This window comes from Kastovskya adunca, assembly GCF_059505785.1.
The window spans coordinates 1-20,523 of record NZ_JCACLG010000006.1 but is presented as its reverse complement, the minus strand read 5'-3'; the positions used below and the strand labels follow the sequence as shown (position 1 = coordinate 20,523).

The 20,523-nt window shown below is 47.2% G+C and carries 15 protein-coding genes; 10 read left to right on the top strand and 5 right to left on the bottom strand.

Translation table 11 applies throughout. The features are described 5' to 3' along the window. Positions 1 to 85 precede the first annotated feature (85 nt). The 7 genes from AC5JR3_RS01635 (at position 86) to AC5JR3_RS01605 (ending at position 5,011) form a co-directional block, all read left to right on the top strand. Positions 86 to 823, top strand: coding sequence for an ATP-grasp domain-containing protein (locus AC5JR3_RS01635; RefSeq protein WP_495842385.1), 738 nt, complete (start codon positions 86 to 88; stop codon positions 821 to 823). 164 nt (positions 824 to 987) lie between these two features. After that, positions 988 to 1,239, top strand: a complete 252-nt coding sequence (locus AC5JR3_RS01630; RefSeq protein WP_495842384.1) for a type II toxin-antitoxin system Phd/YefM family antitoxin — start codon at positions 988 to 990, stop codon at positions 1,237 to 1,239. Between the two features lie 196 nt (positions 1,240 to 1,435). Continuing rightward, the gene (locus AC5JR3_RS01625) at positions 1,436 to 2,296 is read left to right on the top strand and encodes a sulfurtransferase (protein WP_495842382.1); all 861 of its coding nucleotides are present in this window, start codon (positions 1,436 to 1,438) and stop codon (positions 2,294 to 2,296) included. Positions 2,297 to 2,437: 141 nt separating this feature from the next. After that, the gene (gene psb34, locus AC5JR3_RS01620; RefSeq protein ID WP_495842380.1) at positions 2,438 to 2,608 is read left to right on the top strand and encodes a photosystem II assembly protein Psb34; all 171 of its coding nucleotides are present in this window, start codon (positions 2,438 to 2,440) and stop codon (positions 2,606 to 2,608) included. Between the two features lie 50 nt (positions 2,609 to 2,658). After that, positions 2,659 to 2,895 (top strand): hypothetical protein, encoded by a 237-nt coding sequence (locus AC5JR3_RS01615; protein WP_495842379.1) that lies wholly within the window; start codon positions 2,659 to 2,661, stop codon positions 2,893 to 2,895. A gap of 339 nt (positions 2,896 to 3,234) precedes the next feature. Beyond that, positions 3,235 to 4,113, top strand: coding sequence for a M48 family metalloprotease (locus AC5JR3_RS01610; protein WP_495842378.1), 879 nt, complete (start codon positions 3,235 to 3,237; stop codon positions 4,111 to 4,113). Between the two features lie 139 nt (positions 4,114 to 4,252). After that, the gene (locus AC5JR3_RS01605; RefSeq protein WP_495842472.1) at positions 4,253 to 5,011 is read left to right on the top strand and encodes a TIGR04283 family arsenosugar biosynthesis glycosyltransferase; all 759 of its coding nucleotides are present in this window, start codon (positions 4,253 to 4,255) and stop codon (positions 5,009 to 5,011) included. 40 nt (positions 5,012 to 5,051) lie between these two features. On the opposite strand, the gene AC5JR3_RS01600 is transcribed toward AC5JR3_RS01605, so the two are convergent. Next, entirely contained in the window at positions 5,052 to 12,506 is a 7,455-nt protein-coding gene (locus AC5JR3_RS01600) for an AAA family ATPase (RefSeq protein ID WP_495842376.1), read from the bottom strand. 509 nt (positions 12,507 to 13,015) lie between these two features. Continuing rightward, a complete protein-coding gene (locus AC5JR3_RS01595; protein WP_495842374.1) occupies positions 13,016 to 13,435 on the bottom strand; it encodes a response regulator in 420 nt (139 codons plus the stop codon). A 32-nt stretch (positions 13,436 to 13,467) separates the two neighbouring features. Between AC5JR3_RS01595 and AC5JR3_RS01590 the strand changes: the two genes are divergently transcribed. Then, positions 13,468 to 13,593 (top strand): hypothetical protein, encoded by a 126-nt coding sequence (locus tag AC5JR3_RS01590; protein WP_495842372.1) that lies wholly within the window; start codon positions 13,468 to 13,470, stop codon positions 13,591 to 13,593. Between the two features lie 236 nt (positions 13,594 to 13,829). Here the strand turns inward: AC5JR3_RS01590 and AC5JR3_RS01585 are convergent, their stop codons facing one another. Together AC5JR3_RS01585 and thrS are read right to left on the bottom strand one after the other, a co-directional pair. Continuing rightward, entirely contained in the window at positions 13,830 to 15,080 is a 1,251-nt protein-coding gene (locus AC5JR3_RS01585) for a M28 family peptidase (RefSeq protein ID WP_495842371.1), read from the bottom strand. A 126-nt stretch (positions 15,081 to 15,206) separates the two neighbouring features. Next, positions 15,207 to 17,051: a threonine--tRNA ligase gene (gene thrS / locus AC5JR3_RS01580; protein WP_495842369.1), complete on the bottom strand. Its 1,845-nt coding sequence runs from the start codon at positions 17,049 to 17,051 to the stop codon at positions 15,207 to 15,209. Between the two features lie 167 nt (positions 17,052 to 17,218). Between thrS and AC5JR3_RS01575 the strand changes: the two genes are divergently transcribed. Continuing rightward, positions 17,219 to 17,545: a DUF2605 domain-containing protein gene (locus tag AC5JR3_RS01575; protein WP_495842367.1), complete on the top strand. Its 327-nt coding sequence runs from the start codon at positions 17,219 to 17,221 to the stop codon at positions 17,543 to 17,545. Positions 17,546 to 17,707: 162 nt separating this feature from the next. Further along, a complete protein-coding gene (locus AC5JR3_RS01570) occupies positions 17,708 to 18,037 on the top strand; it encodes a DUF2973 domain-containing protein (RefSeq protein ID WP_495842365.1) in 330 nt (109 codons plus the stop codon). Between the two features lie 131 nt (positions 18,038 to 18,168). On the opposite strand, the gene AC5JR3_RS01565 is transcribed toward AC5JR3_RS01570, so the two are convergent. Then, on the bottom strand, positions 18,169 to 20,472 hold the full coding sequence (locus AC5JR3_RS01565; protein WP_495842363.1) for an amylo-alpha-1,6-glucosidase: 2,304 nt from the start codon (positions 20,470 to 20,472) through the stop codon (positions 18,169 to 18,171). Positions 20,473 to 20,523: the final 51 nt, after the last annotated feature.

The following is a 20,523-nucleotide window of genomic DNA, read 5'->3' as shown; positions in this document are numbered from 1 at the left end:
GGGTTAAAATTGGTGCAGTCAGCTCGGTAGTTCCGTGATATTCCTATTTCCCAGCGATTATTTCAATTCCAAAAAGGTAGATGAGATGTACCTTGACCAGGTTGCATCTCTGCACAATGCGGGATTTGATACCGCTGTCATCTCTTTAGAATCGCTGGGAGCTAGTTCACCGAAAATTAGTCCGGTTCTTCCTCCAGATTTAGATGTAGTCTACAGAGGTTGGATGCTTTCCCCTTCTGACTATGCATTGTTGGTTAGTGCCATAGAGAGAGCAGGTGCTTATGCCTTTACACCTCAAGCTGAGTACTTAGCTACGCACTATCTTCCAAACTGGTATCCTCTAGTTGCCGATTTAACCCCAGAAACCCAGTTCTACTTCGTTGATGATGACTTGGAAAGCAAGTTGAAGGCATTAGGCTGGGAACAGTTCTTCATCAAAGATTATGTTAAGTCTCTCAAAACCTCAGTCGGTGCAATCGTCAATAAGCCATCAGATATCGGAATAGTTATTGCTGAGATGCAGAGGTTCCGAGGAACAATTGAGGGGGGTATCTGTGTGCGACGAGTTGAAGACTTCATTGCAGAATCTGAGAAGCGTTACTTTGTTTTGCGAAATAAACCATTTGCTGCTTCTTTGAGCGAGGAAATTCCAGACGTTGTTAGCGAGTGCGCTAAGAGGATTCACAGTAAGTTTTTCTCTGTGGATGTAGTGGAGCGTAAGGATGGAGTCATGCGAGTTGTCGAAATTGGTGATGGGCAAGTATCAGACCTTGTCGGTTGGTCTGCCGAACGTTTTGCCAATCTATGGGCACATAGCAGCTAACACCTCACTACAGCAGACGAACGGGCGATCGCAGATCGCATCAACATCATAAAAAATCCTTGGTTGAAACCACATCACAGACATTGAGTAATAATGAAAAGTAGATACGAATAGACCTGGTAATTTTCAGTTAAGCAAGCTTTTAATTTGGATTGAATAAAATTATGCATCAAGTTACAGCAGAGTACGCTAAGAATAACTTCAACGAAGTCATAGAACTTGCTAGTACTGAGCCAGGAGGAGTTGTAATTACTCAGGAAGATAAAAAAATGGTATTGATTAGCCAAGAAGAGTTAGATGCTTGGATTGAAACGGCTAGTTTACTACAAGACCCTGAATTATTGACCGATGTTACAGAAGCTAAAGAACAGTATCAGAAGGGTGATGTTTTGACAATGGAACAAATTTTTGGCTAAAGTTTTTAGTACTTTTATATCTTTGCAAAAAAGAGTGAATTGACATCAGGATTACAAGTTAAATTCATTTTTTGCAATTGGCTCAAAACTAAGTTTTATTTTCATTATTCTTATAGATTAAATAGGAAAGATCGAATTCTTTACGAGATTATCGAAGATACTCGCACTGTCTTTATCATAAGAGCCAGAACTCACTATGGGGACTAACGTTAACTCAAATCCGTTCCTCCAAAATCGCTGGGTAGTGAGTGCAGAACTAGCAAAGCGACTGATCGAACAGGGAGCAACTGTTCTGGATGTTCGCAATCCGGTGCTGTGGTTGCTAGGACATGTTCCTGGTGCAGTGCAGGTAAATTGGCAGCGATTTTCTCAGAAAAAATTCCCTAATCAGGGCAAATTAATTGATGATGTAGAGGTTTTAGCCCAAAAGCTGCGTTCTCTGGGGATTTGCAACGATAAACCCGTGATTGTTGCGGGGAATCCGGCGCGAGATTTTGGGGAAGAGGGGCGGATTGTGTGGATGCTGCGGACGCTGGGACACTCTCGGGCGGCGTTTGTTGATGGCGGCTATCCAGCCTTGATGCAAGTGGGCGTACCGATTGTCTGGGAACTGACACAGCCAACTCCGGGAGATTTTACCGTGAAGCGATCGCGTTTTTGGGAAATTCAACGCGATGAACTCCAAGCGCAACTCTCCAACTCAGCCTTCAAAGTTATAGATACCCGCTCCCCTTGCGAATATGCTGGCTTGACGATTTACGGAGAAAAAAGAGGCGGACACATTCCCCGTGCTGTCCCTTTTTACTTCAGAACGTTATTAGATAATTCGGGGTACTTACTACCACGGGAACAAATCCTGGAAACCCTCAAAGCTGCCGGAATAGAAACCCATACGCCCGTTGCTACTTACTGTACGGGTGGCGTTCGCTCCGGGTTCTTCCTAGCGGTGCTAGCAGATTTAGGCTTTACCAACGTCAAAAACTACGCGGGTTCCATGTGGGAATGGTCTGCAACCGCCACTGATCACTATCCGCTTGAGAAGTCCAAGTTGAGGTAGGGGCAAAGGCAAATGTAACCCGCTGTTAAACCGTGCTTATTGCTGACCCAACTAAGCCTCATAGCAAAAAAATGGAGTTTGTTGACAATGTGTAAATAATTCGTTACATTGATTTACATAAGGTTACAAAAGGTAAACGATATGAGATACACCACCAACGACCGAGGCATCCTCAACAACTACGCCGTTGAATCCGCTATGTACCCCGCAGAGTATCCCAGCATTGAGCAGCAACGTCGCTATGCCCTTCAAGGCGGAGTAGCTGTCTTACTTCTATGTCTGCTGTTATTGACGGCATTCGGTGTCAGCTAGACCATTCTTTGTCTCAATCAATGCAAGTTTACAAACACAGGAGAATTGCTATGAAAACTGACTTTGACATTGCCAACCGCTACGTTTGTCTGCCTGCTGTTTTTAGAAGTGACTTCAACAACTTTGCACCGATTGCTACTAACCAAGCTTGGTCTTTATTTTTTACCGCTGGTCGCAACGATCTATTACTAGGTTCTAACCCAGAGTTAGGGCAGCTTTTCAACAATCTTTTGAAAGCTATCGTTGTGTCCTTTATTGTTGGAGTTTTTATTTTCCGCTCTTTCTAGAGTCGTAAATACTTAGTATTTTTTAAACCCTAGTCGATTCAATTGGCTAGGGTTATTTATTTGTACTGAAGTTTGTCGTTTCGCGGGTATATATCATTAATGATTTCGCTTTAAATCCTGGCAATTTTCACCCGAAAATAAAAGCTAACTTCATTGATGATTGAGATAAAGAATGCTTGGTAAAGAATCTGACTCCCTCAACATGTTTCTTGATGGCGATCGCATTCCTGCCAGCGGTCAGAGAAAAATATCGCTCACAGGATAGAGACAGAGAACTAGGGGGATCTGAGAACTTGATAACAATACAGAAAATTGTCATCAATAATTGGTAAAAAATTTATGCTGGGCATCAATCAATTAAAGACAGCAACCTTACTTGGACTCTTGAGTGGTCTTTTGGTTTTGGCTGGATATTACTTGATCGGTAACGAACAGGGACTGATTATCGGTTTTGTCTTAGCCGCGATTACCAGTTTTGGTTCCTGGTATTCCTCCGACAAAATCGCCCTCGCCTCCTACCACGCTCAACCCCTTCCCCGCGAACAATCGCCTGAACTCTACGACATGGTAGCTTCGTTGAGCAAAAAAGCCGAAATTCCCATGCCGACGTTATTTGTCGTACCAACGCAATCTCCTAACGCCTTTGCGACAGGACGCGACCCAAACCATGCAGCCATAGCCGTAACCACAGGCATTATGGATTTGCTTTCCCGCGAAGAATTAGAGGGCGTACTCGCCCACGAATTAACCCACATCCGCAACCGCGATACCCTCACTCAAGCCGTTGCGGGGACATTGGCAGGGGCGGTTACCTACCTAGGGCGCATTCTGACCTTTGGGGCGCTATATGGCCCCGTTACCCGCGATCGCCGTCAAGCTTCAAACCCCTTAGGGATCTTATTCTTGATCATTCTTGCTCCCCTTTCCGCAGCACTGATTCAAATGGCGATTTCTCGTACCCGCGAATACTCTGCGGACATTGGTTCAGCACAAATTACTGGCAACCCCACCGCCCTAGCAAGTGCGCTAGAAAAGCTGGAAGAAATGGGTCATAAAATCCCCATGAATGGCAACCCATCACTTTCACCGTTATTGATTGTCAATCCCCTTTCCAAAGAAGGCTTGCAAACACTGTTCCGCACCCATCCGCCGACAGAAGAACGCATTCGTCGTCTTTTGGAATTGGCACAAAAGCAACAAACACCTGTTGCAGTCTAAGGGTGTTTTGCCTTCTGTTTCCGGTGTTACCACCGGAATTTTTTTGTCAGAGGCTACCTGTTTACCCGTAAAGCGCCAGGGATTATCCTCTGGGTTTCTGAAGTGCTACTACAGTTTTTCCCTCAACCTTCCTGTACTAATGGTTCGCCTCTCAATTGTTATTCCCACACTCAACGAAGGACGGTGTTTAGAACGTACTTTGCGCCAACTCAGCCTACTTACTCCCCCAGCGTGGGAAGTGTTGGTGGTGGATGGAGGTAGCGAAGACGAGACGGTAACGCTAGCTGATCGTCTTTGCCAGACGCTGACTCAGTCTACAGATACTACCTATGTGCTCACCCACTCACCACGGGGCAGAGCAGTACAGATGAACCAAGGTGCAGAAGTCGCGGCTGGGGATATTCTCTGTTTTCTACATGCGGATACCACTGTACCGGATGATTTGGTAGCGGTAATTGAGGAGACGTTGGCAGATCAAACCGTTAGCTGCGGGGGCTTTATTTCTCTGATGGCTGGTGCTGAGACAACACGTTGGGGAGTGTCTTTGCACAACTATCTGAAAACTTACTACGCGCCGTTAATCTTTCATCCTTATTTGTTTTTCAAAGGATTGCGCTTGCTGTTTGGCGACCAGGTGATGTTTTGTCGTCGCCAAGATTTCTGGAAGTGCGGCGGATTTGATGCCGCTTTGCCAATTTTGGAGGAAGCCGACCTTTGCTTGAAGCTGGTGCGACAGGGACGGATTCGCCAGATCAATCGCGTTGTGCAAAGTTCTGACCGTCGCGTTGCTAAGTGGGGAACTTGGAAGGCAACGTTGATTTATTTATACATCGGTTTTTTGTGGGGAGTCGGTGCTTCGCCTGCGTATCTGAAGCAGTTTTATGAAGATATTCGGTGAAAGTTCTGAGCAAGTTGCATGACAGGGGAGGTTGTGCATATCATTGCTTTTTTTCGTTAATTAATAAGGCGATCGCATCCACCAATTTCTCTGGCTCTACAGGCTTAGAAATGTGCTGTTGAAATCCTGCGGCGATCGCTAGTTGGTAATCAATCTCGGCAGCATAGGCACTCAAAGCGATCGCGGGAATATTTCCTCCTTGCTCTGGTTTGAGACTCCTCACCTGTCGCATCAGCATATAACCATCCATTTCTGGCATACCAATATCACTGATGACGACATTTGGCGGGGATTGTCTTAGTGTAGTCAGCGCTTCCCTTGCTGAGGCGACAGAAGTCACAGTTGCGCCATATTGCTCCAACATAAAGCACAAAAACTCTCGCATATCTGCATCATCATCCACCACAAGAATTTGTAAGCCAGACAGGGGTAAGGAGTGAAAATTCAGCCGTGACAAGTTGTCTTCTTCATCTGAGTGCCTTTCTCGCTCATTTGGCAAACAGGGAAGCTTGATGAGGAAGGTTGCACCTTGTCCTTCACCCAGACTAGAGGCGCTAACGGTGCCACCATGAAGTTCTACGAGATGGTGGACGATTGCCAGTCCTAGACCCAATCCCCCAAAGGTGCGTGTGGTGCTACCATCTGCCTGACGGAAATAATCAAACACATAGGGTAAAAACTCCGGTACAATCCCCTTACCTGTGTCGGTGACGGTGATGTGAGCTTGGGTGCCGACCTGCTCTAAGGTAATCTCTACCTGTCCCCCAGGGGGAGTAAACTTAACGGCGTTGGCAAGCAGATTCCAAACGACTTGCTGCAATCGATTGGCATCACCGGAAACCTGCCCGATGCCAGGTTCGAGGATTGCCTGAATCTGGATAGACTTGGCTTCGGCTGATAGCCGCACCGTTTCGATGGCAGCTTTAATCGTCGATACCAAGTCAACGGGGCAAACTTTGAGACTCAGCTTACCCTGAAGAATGCGAGAGACATCGAGCAGATCTTCAATTAATTGGGTTTGTAACTTAGCGTTGCGCTCAATGGTTTCTAAGGCGCGATCGCTTGTTGCCGGATCGAACTTGCGGCTCCGCAGCAGCTTTGCCCAACCCAAAATCGGGTTAAGCGGCGTTCTCAGTTCGTGGGAGAGAACGGCTAAAAATTCATCTTTGATCCGGTTTGCCGCTTCCGCCGCACTTCGCGCGGTTCGTTCGGCTTCGTAGAGATGGGAACGGGCGATCGCTTGGGCGCATTGTTGCGCCAACGCCAAAATAAAAGCTTGGTCATCCTGATTGAGCTGTTGCGGCTCCGTGAAGCCCATAGACAGTCCTCCCACTGCCCGATTCTCTACTATTAGCGGGATAGAAATCCAAGTCTCGAAATTAAATCGAGCATAGGCTTCAGCCAGATGAGGGTAACGAGCGGCTCGTTTTCCTGACGTTTCACCCCAAATAGGTTGTCTAGTCCGTACCGCTTCTGCTAGAGGGACGGCTGCATCGATAGAAAAACGTTGCCAGCCATCGGTTTGATTCCCTTCATAGCCAACCGCTCGCACAATTTCCAGTTCCGTACCCCTTTCATTGAGCAATGCCACCAGAGCATAGTTTGCACCCAAAGCCGCCATGCCCTGTTCGACGATGACTTCAGACACTTGGGCGGGTGTGAGGGATTCTGAAAGGGCAGCGGTGATCGACTGGAGACGGGCAATTCGCTGGGCTGCTCGCTCCGCCGTTTGTTGCGCCTGCTGCGCTTCCCGATAGAGGCGGGCATTGTCGATGGCGATCGCTGCTCGATGAGCAATATCTTCCGCCAGTGAGAGGTCGGCGGTGCTAAAACAATGGGCGGATTCAGCTGTGACAAACGTAATCGCACCGAGAATTCGTCCCCGTGCCATCAACGGTGAGATAATACAGGACTTTAAACCCAGTTCCCGCAGAATTTGCAGATGTTCTGAATCTTTGACCGCTTCTGCCAGGATCGCATCTGGAATTTCTGCCCACATTTCTGTTTGTCCGGTACGCAGCACTTTCGGCACACCTTCCGGAGCATCCAACGGTCTAGGATAGCGCTGATGGAGTTCCCAGGCGAGTTTCACTTTCTCCGGATCTCGATGGGCAACGGCGACCCGATGAATCGATTGATTGTCTTGCAGGAGGTCAACGCTGCACCAGTCGGCGAAGTAGGGCACAACCAGGTTTGCCACGCTGGAAAGGGTGCTTTCATAATCCAGGGAAGAGGCGAGGGTGGCACTGACTTGAGCCAAAAACGCGGCTCGCCGCCGATCGGCTTCTGCTTCTAGACGGGCGGTTTGCTCGGCGTACAGTTGGGTACGTTCCGCTTCCGCCTGTTTGCGTTCAGTAATATCTTTGTTGATACCCACTAAAAACAGGGGCTTACCCGTTTTGTCGTAAACAATCTTCGATGTTGTTTCAATCAACACGTTTGACCCGTCTTTTCTCACACAGGGAATTTCGCTGCAAAATCCTCCGGTTTGCTGAATCGACTGGATGATTTGGGCGGTCATCGTTTCTGCAATGTCAGGGTGATATAAGAAATTCACAGGTTTGGCGATCGCTTCGGAGGCGGTATAGCCGAAAATTTGCTCCGCATTGCCCAGCCATCGTTGAATATTACCCTCCAGATCAGTTAACAGAACAGCATCAGGCATTTGCTGTAAGGCGGCGTCAGAAATCAGCAGAGATTCTTCCGCTTGTTTGCGCTCTGTGATATCGAGTACAACACCACTCATGCGAGTCGCTTTGCCCTCTGCGTTGAAAGAGGCTCTTCCCCGGCAAGCCGCGTAGCGGATGCTGCCATCATCCCGAATAAGTCGATATTCCAGATCGTGTTCTACGCCTTCGTTAATCGCTCTGCTCAAAGATTGGGCGAGCAATTCGCGGTCATCTGGATGCACGCGAACCAATACGGCTTCTGAATGGCCGATAAACGTTCCTGATGTGACTCCAAAGAGTTGATAAACCTGCTCATCCCAGTCAAAGTGATCGTTGAGAATATCCCAACTCCAAATACCGATTTGGGCAGACTTCAATGCCAGGTTAAGTTGTTCTTGGCTGTCTTCTAGCCCTTGATAAAGACGAGCATTTTCCAGGGAAATGGCAATTTGAACTGCCAAAATCTCTAGCACAGAAAGCTTGTCATGGGTAAAAGCGTTGGGGATGAAGTTATTTTCTAAATATAAAATTCCCAGCAAGTTTGACTGACGGGTGATCGGCAAACAAAGTACAGACTTTGGTTGCTTTTGGATCACATACTCATCTTCCAAAAATAGATTTTGCTCAGTAGCATTGGACAAAATCACAATTTCTTGAGTGCGCTGCACATAATTCAGTATTGACTGAGGCAATGCAATTTCACCTACCGACTTAGGTCGCGAAACATTAAGTTTTTCCGCTTGGGGATTTATTCTTGCTTCGACTTCTATTACCAAGTTTTGATCGTGATCGAGCAACAAATAACCCAGTTCGGCTCCTGCTTGCTCAAGGGCAATCTGCATCAATGTCTCCAACAACCGAGACAAGACAATTTCACTGGAGATGGATTGAGATGCCTTAACAACTGATAAAAAGTCGAGTTGCTCCCCCGTGCTTAAAAACGTTTCGCTGGAGACAGGCGATGGTGACAACGGTTGCGGCAATAAAAGCGGATAGTGCTCCTCAAGCTGCTTAACTTTGCCGAACGCCTCCCAACGCCGATAGGCATTCCTTGCCTCTTGCAGATAGGTTTTAGCGATCGCTTCAAACTCCCGCTCTAAATAAAACTTAGCGGCTAACTCATACGCCAAGGCTTCATAATGCACAAATCCCTGCTCACGGGCACAGCGAATCGACTGCTCATACAGGCGCATTGCTTCCATCTCCCGACCCTGAATCTGAGCTATCTGTGCCGCCACTAATTGAGACTTATGTAAGAAGTTAGCAGGACAGTGGTTTGCCCAATTCTGCAATTGGTACTGATGCATTTTCAAGGTTTGTAAAAACCCTTCCTGTTCTTCACAAGAGGCGGTTGGATAAAGCGCCGCCAAGGTCAGTGAGTAATACAAAACACAATCGGTTTCGATTGGTAGTGCCAGCGTTGCCAGTATCTGCATTTCCACTTGCAACGCAGAACTCAGCGCCTCCTCGTATTGTCCATAGGTGAAAAATACAATTAATTTGATGATGTGATAAAAGATAATTCCACTAAAAAACTCTGCATCCCTAAGGATGGAAAAAGCGCGTGATTCATCAAATTTATCGTCGCTCAAGGTCAAATTGTGGTGAGTTAGACCGGATAAATTTAGCAGTAGCTGCTGCTGCAATCTAATCATCTGGTAGACAGCTTCCTGCTGAAATTGCTGGGCAGAGCGAGCGTATTTTTGAATCGAGTTGTACGTTTCTAGGAGTGGAGTTCCCATCTGGATAAGCTGCCAGGAGCTTTGATAGCCGTTGTAGTTTGCCATCGTCACATCACCGGCTTCCACACAACTGAGAAATCCTTGTTCTAAAAAAGGAATATTTGTAGCAATATGGTTACACCAAACATTGATATGATTCCCATGAATGTGCAGAACTGTTCCTTTGAGTTTTAGGTCATTCAACTTCTCATTCAGTTGAATTGACATCTCGGAAAATGCGTAACCTGTAGGAATATCGCGGAAGATGGAAACCAACGACATGGCATACATACTGTAAGCAAAACAGGAATCTTCCGTATTGCCATATTTCAGTGATAAATTGACTGCTTTGAGTACAATTAGCGGAAAAATACTGGGTCTAGCGAGATAGGCAGGCGGCCCCAGAGTTGAGAGTAAAGCGATCAGTGTCTTAAAATTTGGATCTTGTAGGGTAGGGGCATTAAGTAGATCCGCTACCTTCCTATCTCTTAAATTTATCAATACCTGGCTGTTTTCAATAGCGATCGCAACTTGCACTTGCTCCTCTGAATCTGGGAAAGTCACCTCGAAAATTTTTAAAGCTTCTAGTCCGACTGCCAGTGTCTCCTTATACCTGCTTAAAACTTGGTAGAGTTTGATCTGAAGCATATAAACATGGACTTTGTCTATATCAAATTGAGCTTTAATAAGTAGAAGTTTAAATAATTTTTCCGCCAACTCTAAATTACCTGTCAGAAATTCACACTCAGCCCGTTCTTTGAATAGAGTAAATGTTTGTTGATAGTGTTCAAGCCAAGCATTTTCATGCAAAAGCTTCATGGCGACAGCAAGCATTTTCCTGGCAGGGAGGTAAGCGGTAGAGGCTTTTGCCTTCTTACTAGCAATTAGATTTAATCGAATTAATTCATTCTTTTCCGTTTGCTCAGTAATCAAATCAACAGCCAGATTGAGTTGATTAACTAGATCAAAAATCTGTTCTTCCAGTTGATCGGGATTAACATTTTTGAGTAGAAGTCGCCCAATTGTCAGATGTACCGCTTGCTTCTGTTCATCAGCAATCAAGGCATAGGCAGCTTGTTGAATGCGGTCGTGGTTAAAGCGATAGCTTTTGTCTATGTTTTCAGTTGCCTCTGTGGGGATAATGAATCCTCTCAGAACGGCTTCCCAAAGTGCGTTTGCTGTTTCCTGAGGAGATTCACCAACAATCGCCAGAACTTCTAAATCAAAGCGATTACCAATGCAGGAAGCTAACTTAAGCGCCTGTTGAGTTGCGGTAGGCAGTTTTTGCATCCGCCCAATCATCAGATCGACAATATTATCCGTAATGCCTTGGGCTTCAATTTGGGCTTGATCCCATTGCCAGACGCGATGGTGGCGCTCGAAGGTCAGTAGATTTTCTTGATACAGGGTTTTGAGAAACTCGTTGACAAAAAAAGGATTGCCATCGGTTTTTTGAATGACTAATTGGGCAAGAGATTCTGACTGTTCCGGCTGACAATGTAGGGTTTCAGTAATCAGTTGATTTACATGATAGAGATTGAGTGGAGCCAGCACAATATCGGTTATTTTTGCCCCACGTGGACGGATTCGATTTCTCCTTAAAAAGGGATGGAGCAGCTCGACCTCGTTATCCCGAAAAGCCAGAATAAAGCAAATATGCTGGAGGTTTGACCCCGTGGCGATGGTTTGAATTAAATTCAAAGTGGCGCTATCTGACCACTGCATATCGTCTAGAAATATGGCTAAGGGATGCTCTGGTTTAGCAAAGACACTAATGAAGTTTTGAAACACCAAATTGAATCGATTTTGTGATTCAGCTGGCCCCAAATCTGGTACAGGAGGTTGTTCGCCGACGATGAGTTCCACTTCCGGAATTACATCGGTAATCAGTCTGCCATTATTCCCAAATACCGCTTGGATTTGCTTTCTCCAAGTGGCGAGTTGTTCTTCAGGTTCCGTTAAAATTTGTCGAACGACGGTCTGAAAAGCTTGAACGAGGGTGGAATAAGGAATATCTTGTTTGTATTGGTCAAATTTGCCAGAGATAAAAATCCCCCGTTCTCTAACGATGGGTTTTTGCAGCTCGTTTACGAGGGAAGATTTGCCAATTCCAGAGTAACCCGCGACAAACACAAGTTCTGGCGTCCCTTGGCTGACTACTCGCTCAAATGCTTGTAGAAGCTGTGCAATTTCTCGCTCTCGCCCATACAATTTTTGAGGAATCTGAAACCGCTCTGAGATATCTTGTTCACCTAAAGGGAAAGAGGCAATTTGTCCGGTTGTCTCCAACTGATGTAGGCATTGTTCCAGATCAAATTGCAAGCCTAAAGCACTCTGATATCGATCTTCTGCCATCTTTGAGAGCAGTTTCATAACGATGTCACAAAGCGATCGCCCAATCTCCGGTCTGACATGGGTTACTGGTGGCGGCGATTTGGCGATATGACAATGCACCCACTCTAAAGGGTCTCTACCCTGAAACGGTAACTGACCCGTCAGCATTTCATAGAAGGTGATTCCTAAGGAATATAAATCGCTGCGATGGTCAATCCCACGATTCATGCGCCCAGTTTGCTCTGGCGACAGATAAGCCAAACTCCCTGCAATCTGACTGGAACTACTCACCAGTTGCTGTTCGTAGGGGATGAAAGCAGCAATCCCAAAATCACCAATCTTGATTTGGTGCGTTTCTAGGTTAACTAGGATGTTCTGCGGCTTAATGTTTTTATGGACAATGCTATGGCGATGAATTTGGGCGATCGCGTTGGTGATTTGAATGGCAATTTTCAAAAACGCCATCGGCTCCCGAAAGTGGTCTAGAAGCTGGTCGAGCGATCGCCCGCCAAAGTCCTCCAAAATCAGATAAGGGACGCCTTGGTGCATCTCTAATGCGTAGGCTTTAACCGCCACTGGAGTATTGAGTCGTTGGGCGATCGCATACTCATGTCTGAGTTGCTCAATATTGTTGGGCGTACAGCAATCTGGACGTAGCCCTTTGACGATCACCGAGCATTGATCTTCAACTCTGATTCCACGGTAGAGAAGGGCTTTTCCCCCTTCTTTGAGCAAATTGACAATCGTGAATCCAGGTAACGTCAAGGTCATGTCAACCGATCCTATAGCCGTGCAACACCCAGGTTATCAACCCGTCTCTCCTTCATTTACCGAAGTCCACCAAGCAACTTGCTGATCTCTGGTTGTTCAACCACCACTGTCTTCTAAAGGGTGAGGTCTTTGAGAGAAAACCCTATGAAGTTGTATAAAATATAGCCTCTGCTATACCTGATTATCTACCTGTTGATAGAAGTAATGACCTGTCTGCGGAGGCAGAGGATTAATTTGGACTAATGCTTGAGTATTGTGAAGCTAAACTGCAAAAATCCTTTTCAGGCGACTTTTAAAAGTCTGTTAGTCATTTAATCGGGTTAGCAACCAACGACTAATTGCTCCCTCATCTTGAGTTTGAGAACTCTGAGAGCGTCTTCGACTAGAGTGGTTGTCAGTGCTAATAAAAGTTGAGATTGACGCAGGCTCTCACCTTTGATTGCAATTGGAGAATTCCCTGCTGTTAAGCGTAGGAGTGTCAACGTCTCCTCGCTCAGCCATTGATGCGATTAAGCCAACGGCTCAATTTTATCCTTAGGGGGCAAAATTGTGCGGATGCGACTCAGCAAGTCATCAAAATCAATCGGCTTGTGGATAAACGCATCAGCTCCCACTTCAAATCCTTCGGCTGAAGTCACATCGGTATAACCAGTGACTAACAAGATGGGAATGAACGGTAATTGGGAGTTTTGCCGAATGCGCCGCGTCACCTCAAAGCCATTCATTCCTGGCATCATCACGTCTAAGAGTACCAAGTCTGGTGGGTGGGATTCAATCTTATCTAAGGCACAGCGACCATTTTCCGCCACTTCAACTTGGTAGCCTTCTTCTTCTAAAACCGTTTGTAGCAGAAAATAGTTGTCGGGAATATCATCAACCACTAGGATGCGATCAACGCCAAAGGACGAGTTAGGAAACAGACGATTCATTAGGCTACTAGAAAGGCCATTAAGATTTGCAAATGTCCAATCCAATTGTCCTCCTTCAAATGGAGGGATTAACTCTTACCGCAGAAGGATCTTTTCTAGATGTAGATAGTTTATACAAACAAGATGGCGATCGCATCTCACCTAATTTGGCTCCATGAGCATTGCTAGCTATTACTAAAAACTGACTGAAATTGCCTGAAACTGATTAATTTATAGCAATTGCTAGAACCTTACCTCCTAGGGTTGTACCAAGCTTCTAAATGCTGGCTACAGATACTTTTCTTGCTCCCTATTATTAAGGGTGGTTCTATGGGTAGCCTCTTCATACTATAGGGAAATGATATTAGCTCTAACGACCGATCAGTCTTAACGACACCTTCAACTAGGAACGATATTATTCCCTAAGTAGTTGTTTAACGGTATCAAGCCCCACCTGAACCGTTTCATCAAGCAGCCTAGGCTGTACTTGCAAATCAGTAGGTTGGTGATAGTTGGGTTCCATCCCTCTGGTGAAGAAGAGGACTGGCACTTGCGCCTGCTCAAAGGGCATGTGATCGCTGCCTCCCGTTGCCCCAATGGTGGAAATCGGATGTTCAGTCTCCCGAACTAGTGCCGTTAGGGAATCTGTCCCCCCAACGCGCAGACCGTCATTGATGCCGACCATATCGAAGTTCAGCATCCCCTCCAGTCCAGAGAGAAATTGCGGCTTGGCAGCCTTGACGAACGCCCTGGAGCCGTGAAGACCATCCTCTTCTCCATCGAAGGAAACGAACCAAACTTGACGGGCAAGGGCTGTGCCAGATAAGTTCCGAGCCAGATCGAGGATAACGGCTGTACCAGAAGCGTTATCGTTGGCTCCCGGAGAACCAGGTACCGAGTCGTAATGCGCTCCCACGATCGCCTTGGGCTGAGTCACGCCTTCAAGATGAGCAACGATGTTGCGTCCAGTAACGACGCGCTCGGAGGCATTCACGTTTAGCGTCACGTCCAACCGCTCTGGCATCGCCCGTTCTAGTAAAGGCTTGCCTTGTTCCCCAGAGAGAGACAGTACCGGAATGCGGGAGCGATCGCCAAGGCTACCGGAGAAGTTATCGGAGTCGTTATTGACAATGATCAAACCCACAGCACCCGCCGCCGTTGCATTGTTCGTCTTTTCGAGAAACGGAATCTCGCCGCGCTGGACAATAGCGATCGCTCCTTTGACATCCACTTGTGCAAAGTCAGCTCTTCGCCCGACCTTCGGCACCACCACAAGCGGGGCCGTGAGATTGCCCGCCAGCGTTTCCTTCAACGCTTGACCCGCAATAGTTCTCCCATCAACCGTGAGGGTTGAGCCGTTGTCCTCAAACTTAGAGTAGGTGAAGGTCTGAACTTCAGCAACATATCCCGCCTGACGATACTCTTCGAGCAAGTAATGACTCGCCTGCTCCATCACTGGCGTTCCTGCGACTCGTGACCCCAGGGAAACCAAAGCTTGGACATCTGCACTAGCGCGACTAGTCGGAGTCGTACTTTGAGGCGATTCTACTAATTTGGGTTCAATAGCTTGAACCTTAAGGAGGCGTTGTTGGCTATAGCCAACGAACCCTAAACTGACACAACTAGCACCTGTAAGCAGCAACTGAACGATTCGTGGTAATCCCATTGCACTTTTTCTAGGAGTTGTTTTCCAAAAGACCATTCAAGCTTGACGCTGTAGGGAGCAATTGTTTCCTGAGCTAAAAAGAAGGGTGAGCAATGCCCACCCCCATAAATCGCCAACTATCAGTTTTTAGAAGTTGCTGCGGTTGGCATTGGCTTGTTGCATCTTCTCCAACACTTGTGCCACTGGAATTGCTCCCAATTCCCCGGAAGCACGGGTACGAATGCTGAGGCTATTTGCCTCCACTTCCTTTGCCCCAACCACTGCCATCACCGGAATTTTCCCTTTCTCAGCATTGCGAATTGCTTTACCGAGGCGTTCGCCACTGGTGTCAGCTTCCGCACGGATGCCCAAGGCTACCATCTTCATTGCCACTTCTTTGACAAAAGGCAACTGCTCATCGCTCACAGGTAACAACCGCGCTTGCACTGGCGCTAACCAGAAGGGGAAGTCTCCTGCATACTCTTCAATCAAAATCCCAATTAGCCGTTCTAAAGAGCCAAAAGGAGCGCGGTGAATCATCACCGGACGCTTGCGAGAGCCATCTTCTGCCACGTAGGTTAAATCAAAGCGTTCTGGCAGGTTGTAGTCTACCTGAACCGTCCCCAGTTGCCACTCCCGGTCTAAAGCATCGTGGAAGATAAAGTCCAGTTTCGGACCATAAAAAGCGGCTTCACCAATCCCCTCAAAATGCTCCATCCCTAACGTTTCCACTGCCCGACGAATCGCATTTTCTGCCTTGTTCCACGCCTCATCAGAGCCAATATATTTATCATCTGCGGGATCGCGGAAACTCAGACGCGCCTTGAAATTCTGAAGTTGAAGACTTCCAAAAACAGACAGAATCAAGTCCACAACACTCAGGAATTCTTCATCCAACTGTTCTGGTGCCACAAACAGGTGAGAGTCATCCACTGTAAAACCGCGTACCCTGGTTAAACCACCTAGTTCTCCAGACTGCTCATAGCGGTAAACTGTACCAAATTCTGCCAGACGCATTGGCAAGTCACGGTAAGACCGCAACTCATTTTTATAGATCTGGATATGGAAAGGACAGTTCATCGGTTTGAGAACAAAACCCTGCTCCAGAGCAGCGGAGTCAGCATCCTCTGACATCATCGGGAACATATCTTGCTGGTACTTCTGCCAGTGTCCCGAAGTTTTGAACAAATCGACTCTAGCAATGTGGGGCGTTACCACGGGTAAGTAGCCGCGCTTTAGCTGTTCCTGCTTCAGGAAATCCTCAAGAAGACTCCGCAGCACTGTTCCTCTGGGCGTCCACAGAGGTAATCCAGGCCCCACTTGATCGCTAAAGATAAACAGTCCTAGTTCTTTTCCTAGCTTGCGGTGGTCGCGTTTGAGGGCTTCTTCCTTGCGTCGCTTATATTCAGCAAGCTGTTCGGGCGTTTCCCAAGCGGTGCCGTAAATTCGCTGCAACTGCGCTTTAGTGGCATCGCCTCGCCAGTAAGCCCCGGCAACGCTTTCCAAGTCGATTGCTTTCGGGTTTAGCTCTGCGGTGTTTTCGATATGGGGGCCCCCACACAAATCCCACCACTGGTCGCCCAAGTGGTAAATCGTAATCGGTTCAGTTTGAATATCGTTGAGAATCTCTAGCTTGTAAGGTTCCTCAAGTTCTCGAATTCGACGTTCTGCTTCCTCGCGGCTGACTTCTTCCCGAATTACAGGCAGCTGGCGTTTGATGATTTTTGTCATCTCTTTCTTGATAGCTTTTAGATCCTGCTCCGTAAAGGGTTGAGGGCTATCGAAGTCATAGTAAAAGCCGTTTTCAATCCAGGGGCCGATAGTCACCTGCGCCTTAGGAAAAAGCTTCTGCACTGCCATTGCCATGACGTGAGAAGTCGTGTGACGAATTTTTTGGAGATTTTCTGACTCGCTAGTGCGAGGGAGGTAAACTTTCTCAGACTGTTCGGGGAGTTCTAAGACGGGGGCGCTATCACTCGGCTGCTGAACCATTGAACTAATAAGAATTGATTAAGAATTGATCGCTGTGTTCTGCTTCTATGATACCGGGATTGCTTTCGTAGTGGGCTTCAGGAAGTTGTTGCATCAATGTTGTTTAATATTAAAAATTGTAACTGGAGCTAATATAAGATTTAGGAGATTACTTACTTTTTTGATTCATGTCTCATTCCCAGCCGACTGAACAGGAACTACTCAAGACGTTGCTGCCGCCGCTCCTAAAAGATTTTCAATTTTGGTTTTCGCGCTCCCGCATTTTATTAGAAACTGAAGATATCCCTTTTTTGAGTTCTCAGGAGCAAACTAATTTACTGGCACGGGTGAAGGAAGTCGCTCAGGAAGTCGCCGCCGTACAGATGTTGTTTCAGGCTACCGATGGGCAAGTCGGAATCGAACTCTCTACTCTGATGCCCTGGAACCAATTGGTCAATGAGTGCTGCAAGGTGGGAATGCGGTGGCATGCAGAAGGCACGGCTGAGGGGAAGTGAAATAAAGCTATACCCATTGGCAAAAAGCTGTTTGAGCCTACGGATTGAGTGAATAATCAGCCACTCTTGATAAGGTGAGAAAGCGGGTAATATACAAGCCACTTTTTTTTTCAAAAGTTCTTAACAAACTGACCCAGAGACAATTTTCTAGAGGAAGAATCTATGTTGCACCTAATTTATCTTGTTGCCTTTACGGTCTTGGCAGTTTTTGCTATCTCCAATATGATTCGCAGTTTGGTGACGTTGAGTGCAGATTCTCAACGTTCCTATGGAGGAGGCAGAGGTCAAGGCTGGGGACGTTCGCCAGGTATGTCCAATAACTCCCGTTATGCTGGTGTACCCCACCCGGAACTGTTGGATGCCACAGGAAACCCTGTGAATGAACCGTTGCTTGTGATGCGTTCTATGACGGTGGAAGATGCTCGTGAGCAATTGGACGCTCTCTACAACTCTTCTCCCAATAACAATAGCGGAACCCAAGAAGAAACTTAGGGGTAGGGATTGATTAACTTCCAATTCTCGGCTTCAGGGCATGGTAGTACCCATGCCCCTACAGATTTTGAATTTAGGTGAAGTTTTAATCCACTATTTAATCCATATTCCTTAAAGCCATTATTGAATACTTAGGCTTCGATTACGACTCGGAGATTTCCCCGCTTTTTAGCAACGCGGCAAGCTGTTGTATTGCCGATGCGCTCAAATTCTAAACTGAGCAGCGTTGAACCGACTCGTAAGTTGTGCAACGACAGCTGATTAATCGACTCTGGCAATGCGGGGTCGATAATTCGCAGGCAGTTATTACGGGCATCGGGAACTAAGTTCACCATCATTTGCAATAACTGGATGATGCTGCCCGTTGCCCAAGCCTGAGGGGAGCAGGCGACGGGGTAGGTGACGGGGGCGTTGTCATTTTTCCGTTCGTAGCCGCAAAAAAGCTCTGGAGGACGGTGATAGGATTGTTTGAGGGTCATGTCGATCAAGGATTGGGCAAGTTCTAAGGCTTGCTCGGTTAATCCTAGCGATCGCAAACCCATCGCAATCAAGGCATTATCGTGGGGCCAAACTGAGCCGACATGATAACCCATGGGATTGTATGCCGGAGAAGCACTACTCAGGGTGCGAATCCCCCAGCCGTTGAACATATCCGGCGCACCGAGCCGTTCGGCAACGCTATAAGCCTTCTCTGGGGTAAAGATGCCAAGATGCAGACAGTGACCTGGATTAGAGGTAATGCTATTAACTTGATTGCCCTCCCCATCCAGAGCTAAAGCACAATAATTGTCCTCTGTCATCCAAAAATCCTGGTTAAACCGGGTTTTTAGCTCATTTGCCTCCCTTTGCCAGCGGTTTTCCAAATCGGGGCGATTTTGGATGTGGGCAATCTCGCTGAGGCGCATTTTCGCAGCATAGACATAGGCCTGTACTTCACACAAGGCGATCGCACCTGTGGCGAGTTGTCCCTTACGATTGACAATACAGTCTCCAGAATCTTTCCATCCCTGATTTGCCAAACCTCGCTTGGATTTGCGGTAATAGCTCAGGTAGCCCGTCTCCTGACAGTTGATGTCAATCCACTCCATCGCCAAGAGGGCATTTTGCCACAAAAGATCAAGGGTTTCAGTGTCATGAGTCCAGGCAAAGTATTCGGCATAAAGCATCAACCACAGAGGCGTAGCATCTACGGTGCCGTAGTAAGGAGTGTGGGGAATTTCTTGACAACGTGCCATTTCCCCAAAGCGCAGTTCGTGCAAAATTTTGCCCGGTTGTTCATCGCGCCATTCATCTTCTTTGGTGCCTTGATAGTGGGCAAGAATCGTGAGAGTTTGCCGAGCAACGTTGGGGTCAAGCACCAATATTTGCGACGCGGCAATGATGGAGTCGCGCCCAAAGAGGGCAGAAAACCATGGCACTCCTGCTGAGAGCACACTACCCTGATTAAAAGACTGCCGCAACAGATAAATATCCTGCTCCGCCCGCTCAATCACCTGGTTAAACATGGTTTTGTCAGAGCGGATTTTGGTGACTTGTTCGCTCCAATGCTGCTGCTCCATTAACTCAGCCGCCATCGCCTGTCCTAGTGTCGCCGCCGCCTTGACATTAGAACTCGGATGACTATCTCTAAATGGCTGTAGCCGATAGGCAAGCTTTTGGGTTTCGTGGGAGGCAAGTTCCAACCGCCAAACGGCAGTATTGCCTTGGAAATAGTCTGGCGGACGCTCAACAAACTGGATGCGAGATTCCATCAACGAGCCATCTAGCCCCTGATAGGCTAGGGTCAGCTCTTGGTTTTCTGGTGCTGCGATTTCGTCTTCCGACGGTACTTGTCGTAAAAGTTGTCCCTTTTTGCCGCGATGATAACCTCGGACTTCAAATAAATCGACAAAATCGGCGTCTAAGCTGAGACTTAGCTCAAAGCTCACCGCCTGCGTGCTGTAGTTGGAGACATCAATTTCTTCAAACAATGCCCCATTGAGGAGCATTTCCCGCGCAATGCCGATGGTATCCGCACGTAGAGGCGCAGATAAGGATGGGTCTAGCTGTTCTTTGTCTGACGCTTGGGCTTCTGCTTTTTCCGGTGGCTCTAGCCTTGCGCCGCCATCCAGACTAGGGTTGGTACACAACACTGACAAGGCAAACCCTTTATCAGCGGTGCTACTCAGAAGTACAGGTGTTCTGCCTTCAATTTGTAACTCTAGGCGACTCAAGAAGCGCGTATCGTTACAAAACAGTCCCATGCTGACGTTCATATCATCGGTTAAACAACCGCTGATGTTGCCCAAGATATCAGTCACCAAAAACAGGTCGTCATCCTTGATGGTGAGCGTGAGCTGGGGCCCTTCACTGAGAACGCAAGGCCACTCTGGGAGCGGCAAATTTTCAGCAGGAACAAAGGTTCTCCCGTCTAACTTAAGTTTTTCGGTGATCATAAAAAACTCCGGGAAACCCATCGGCTTTTAGCCGTGGGAGGAATAGGAGGG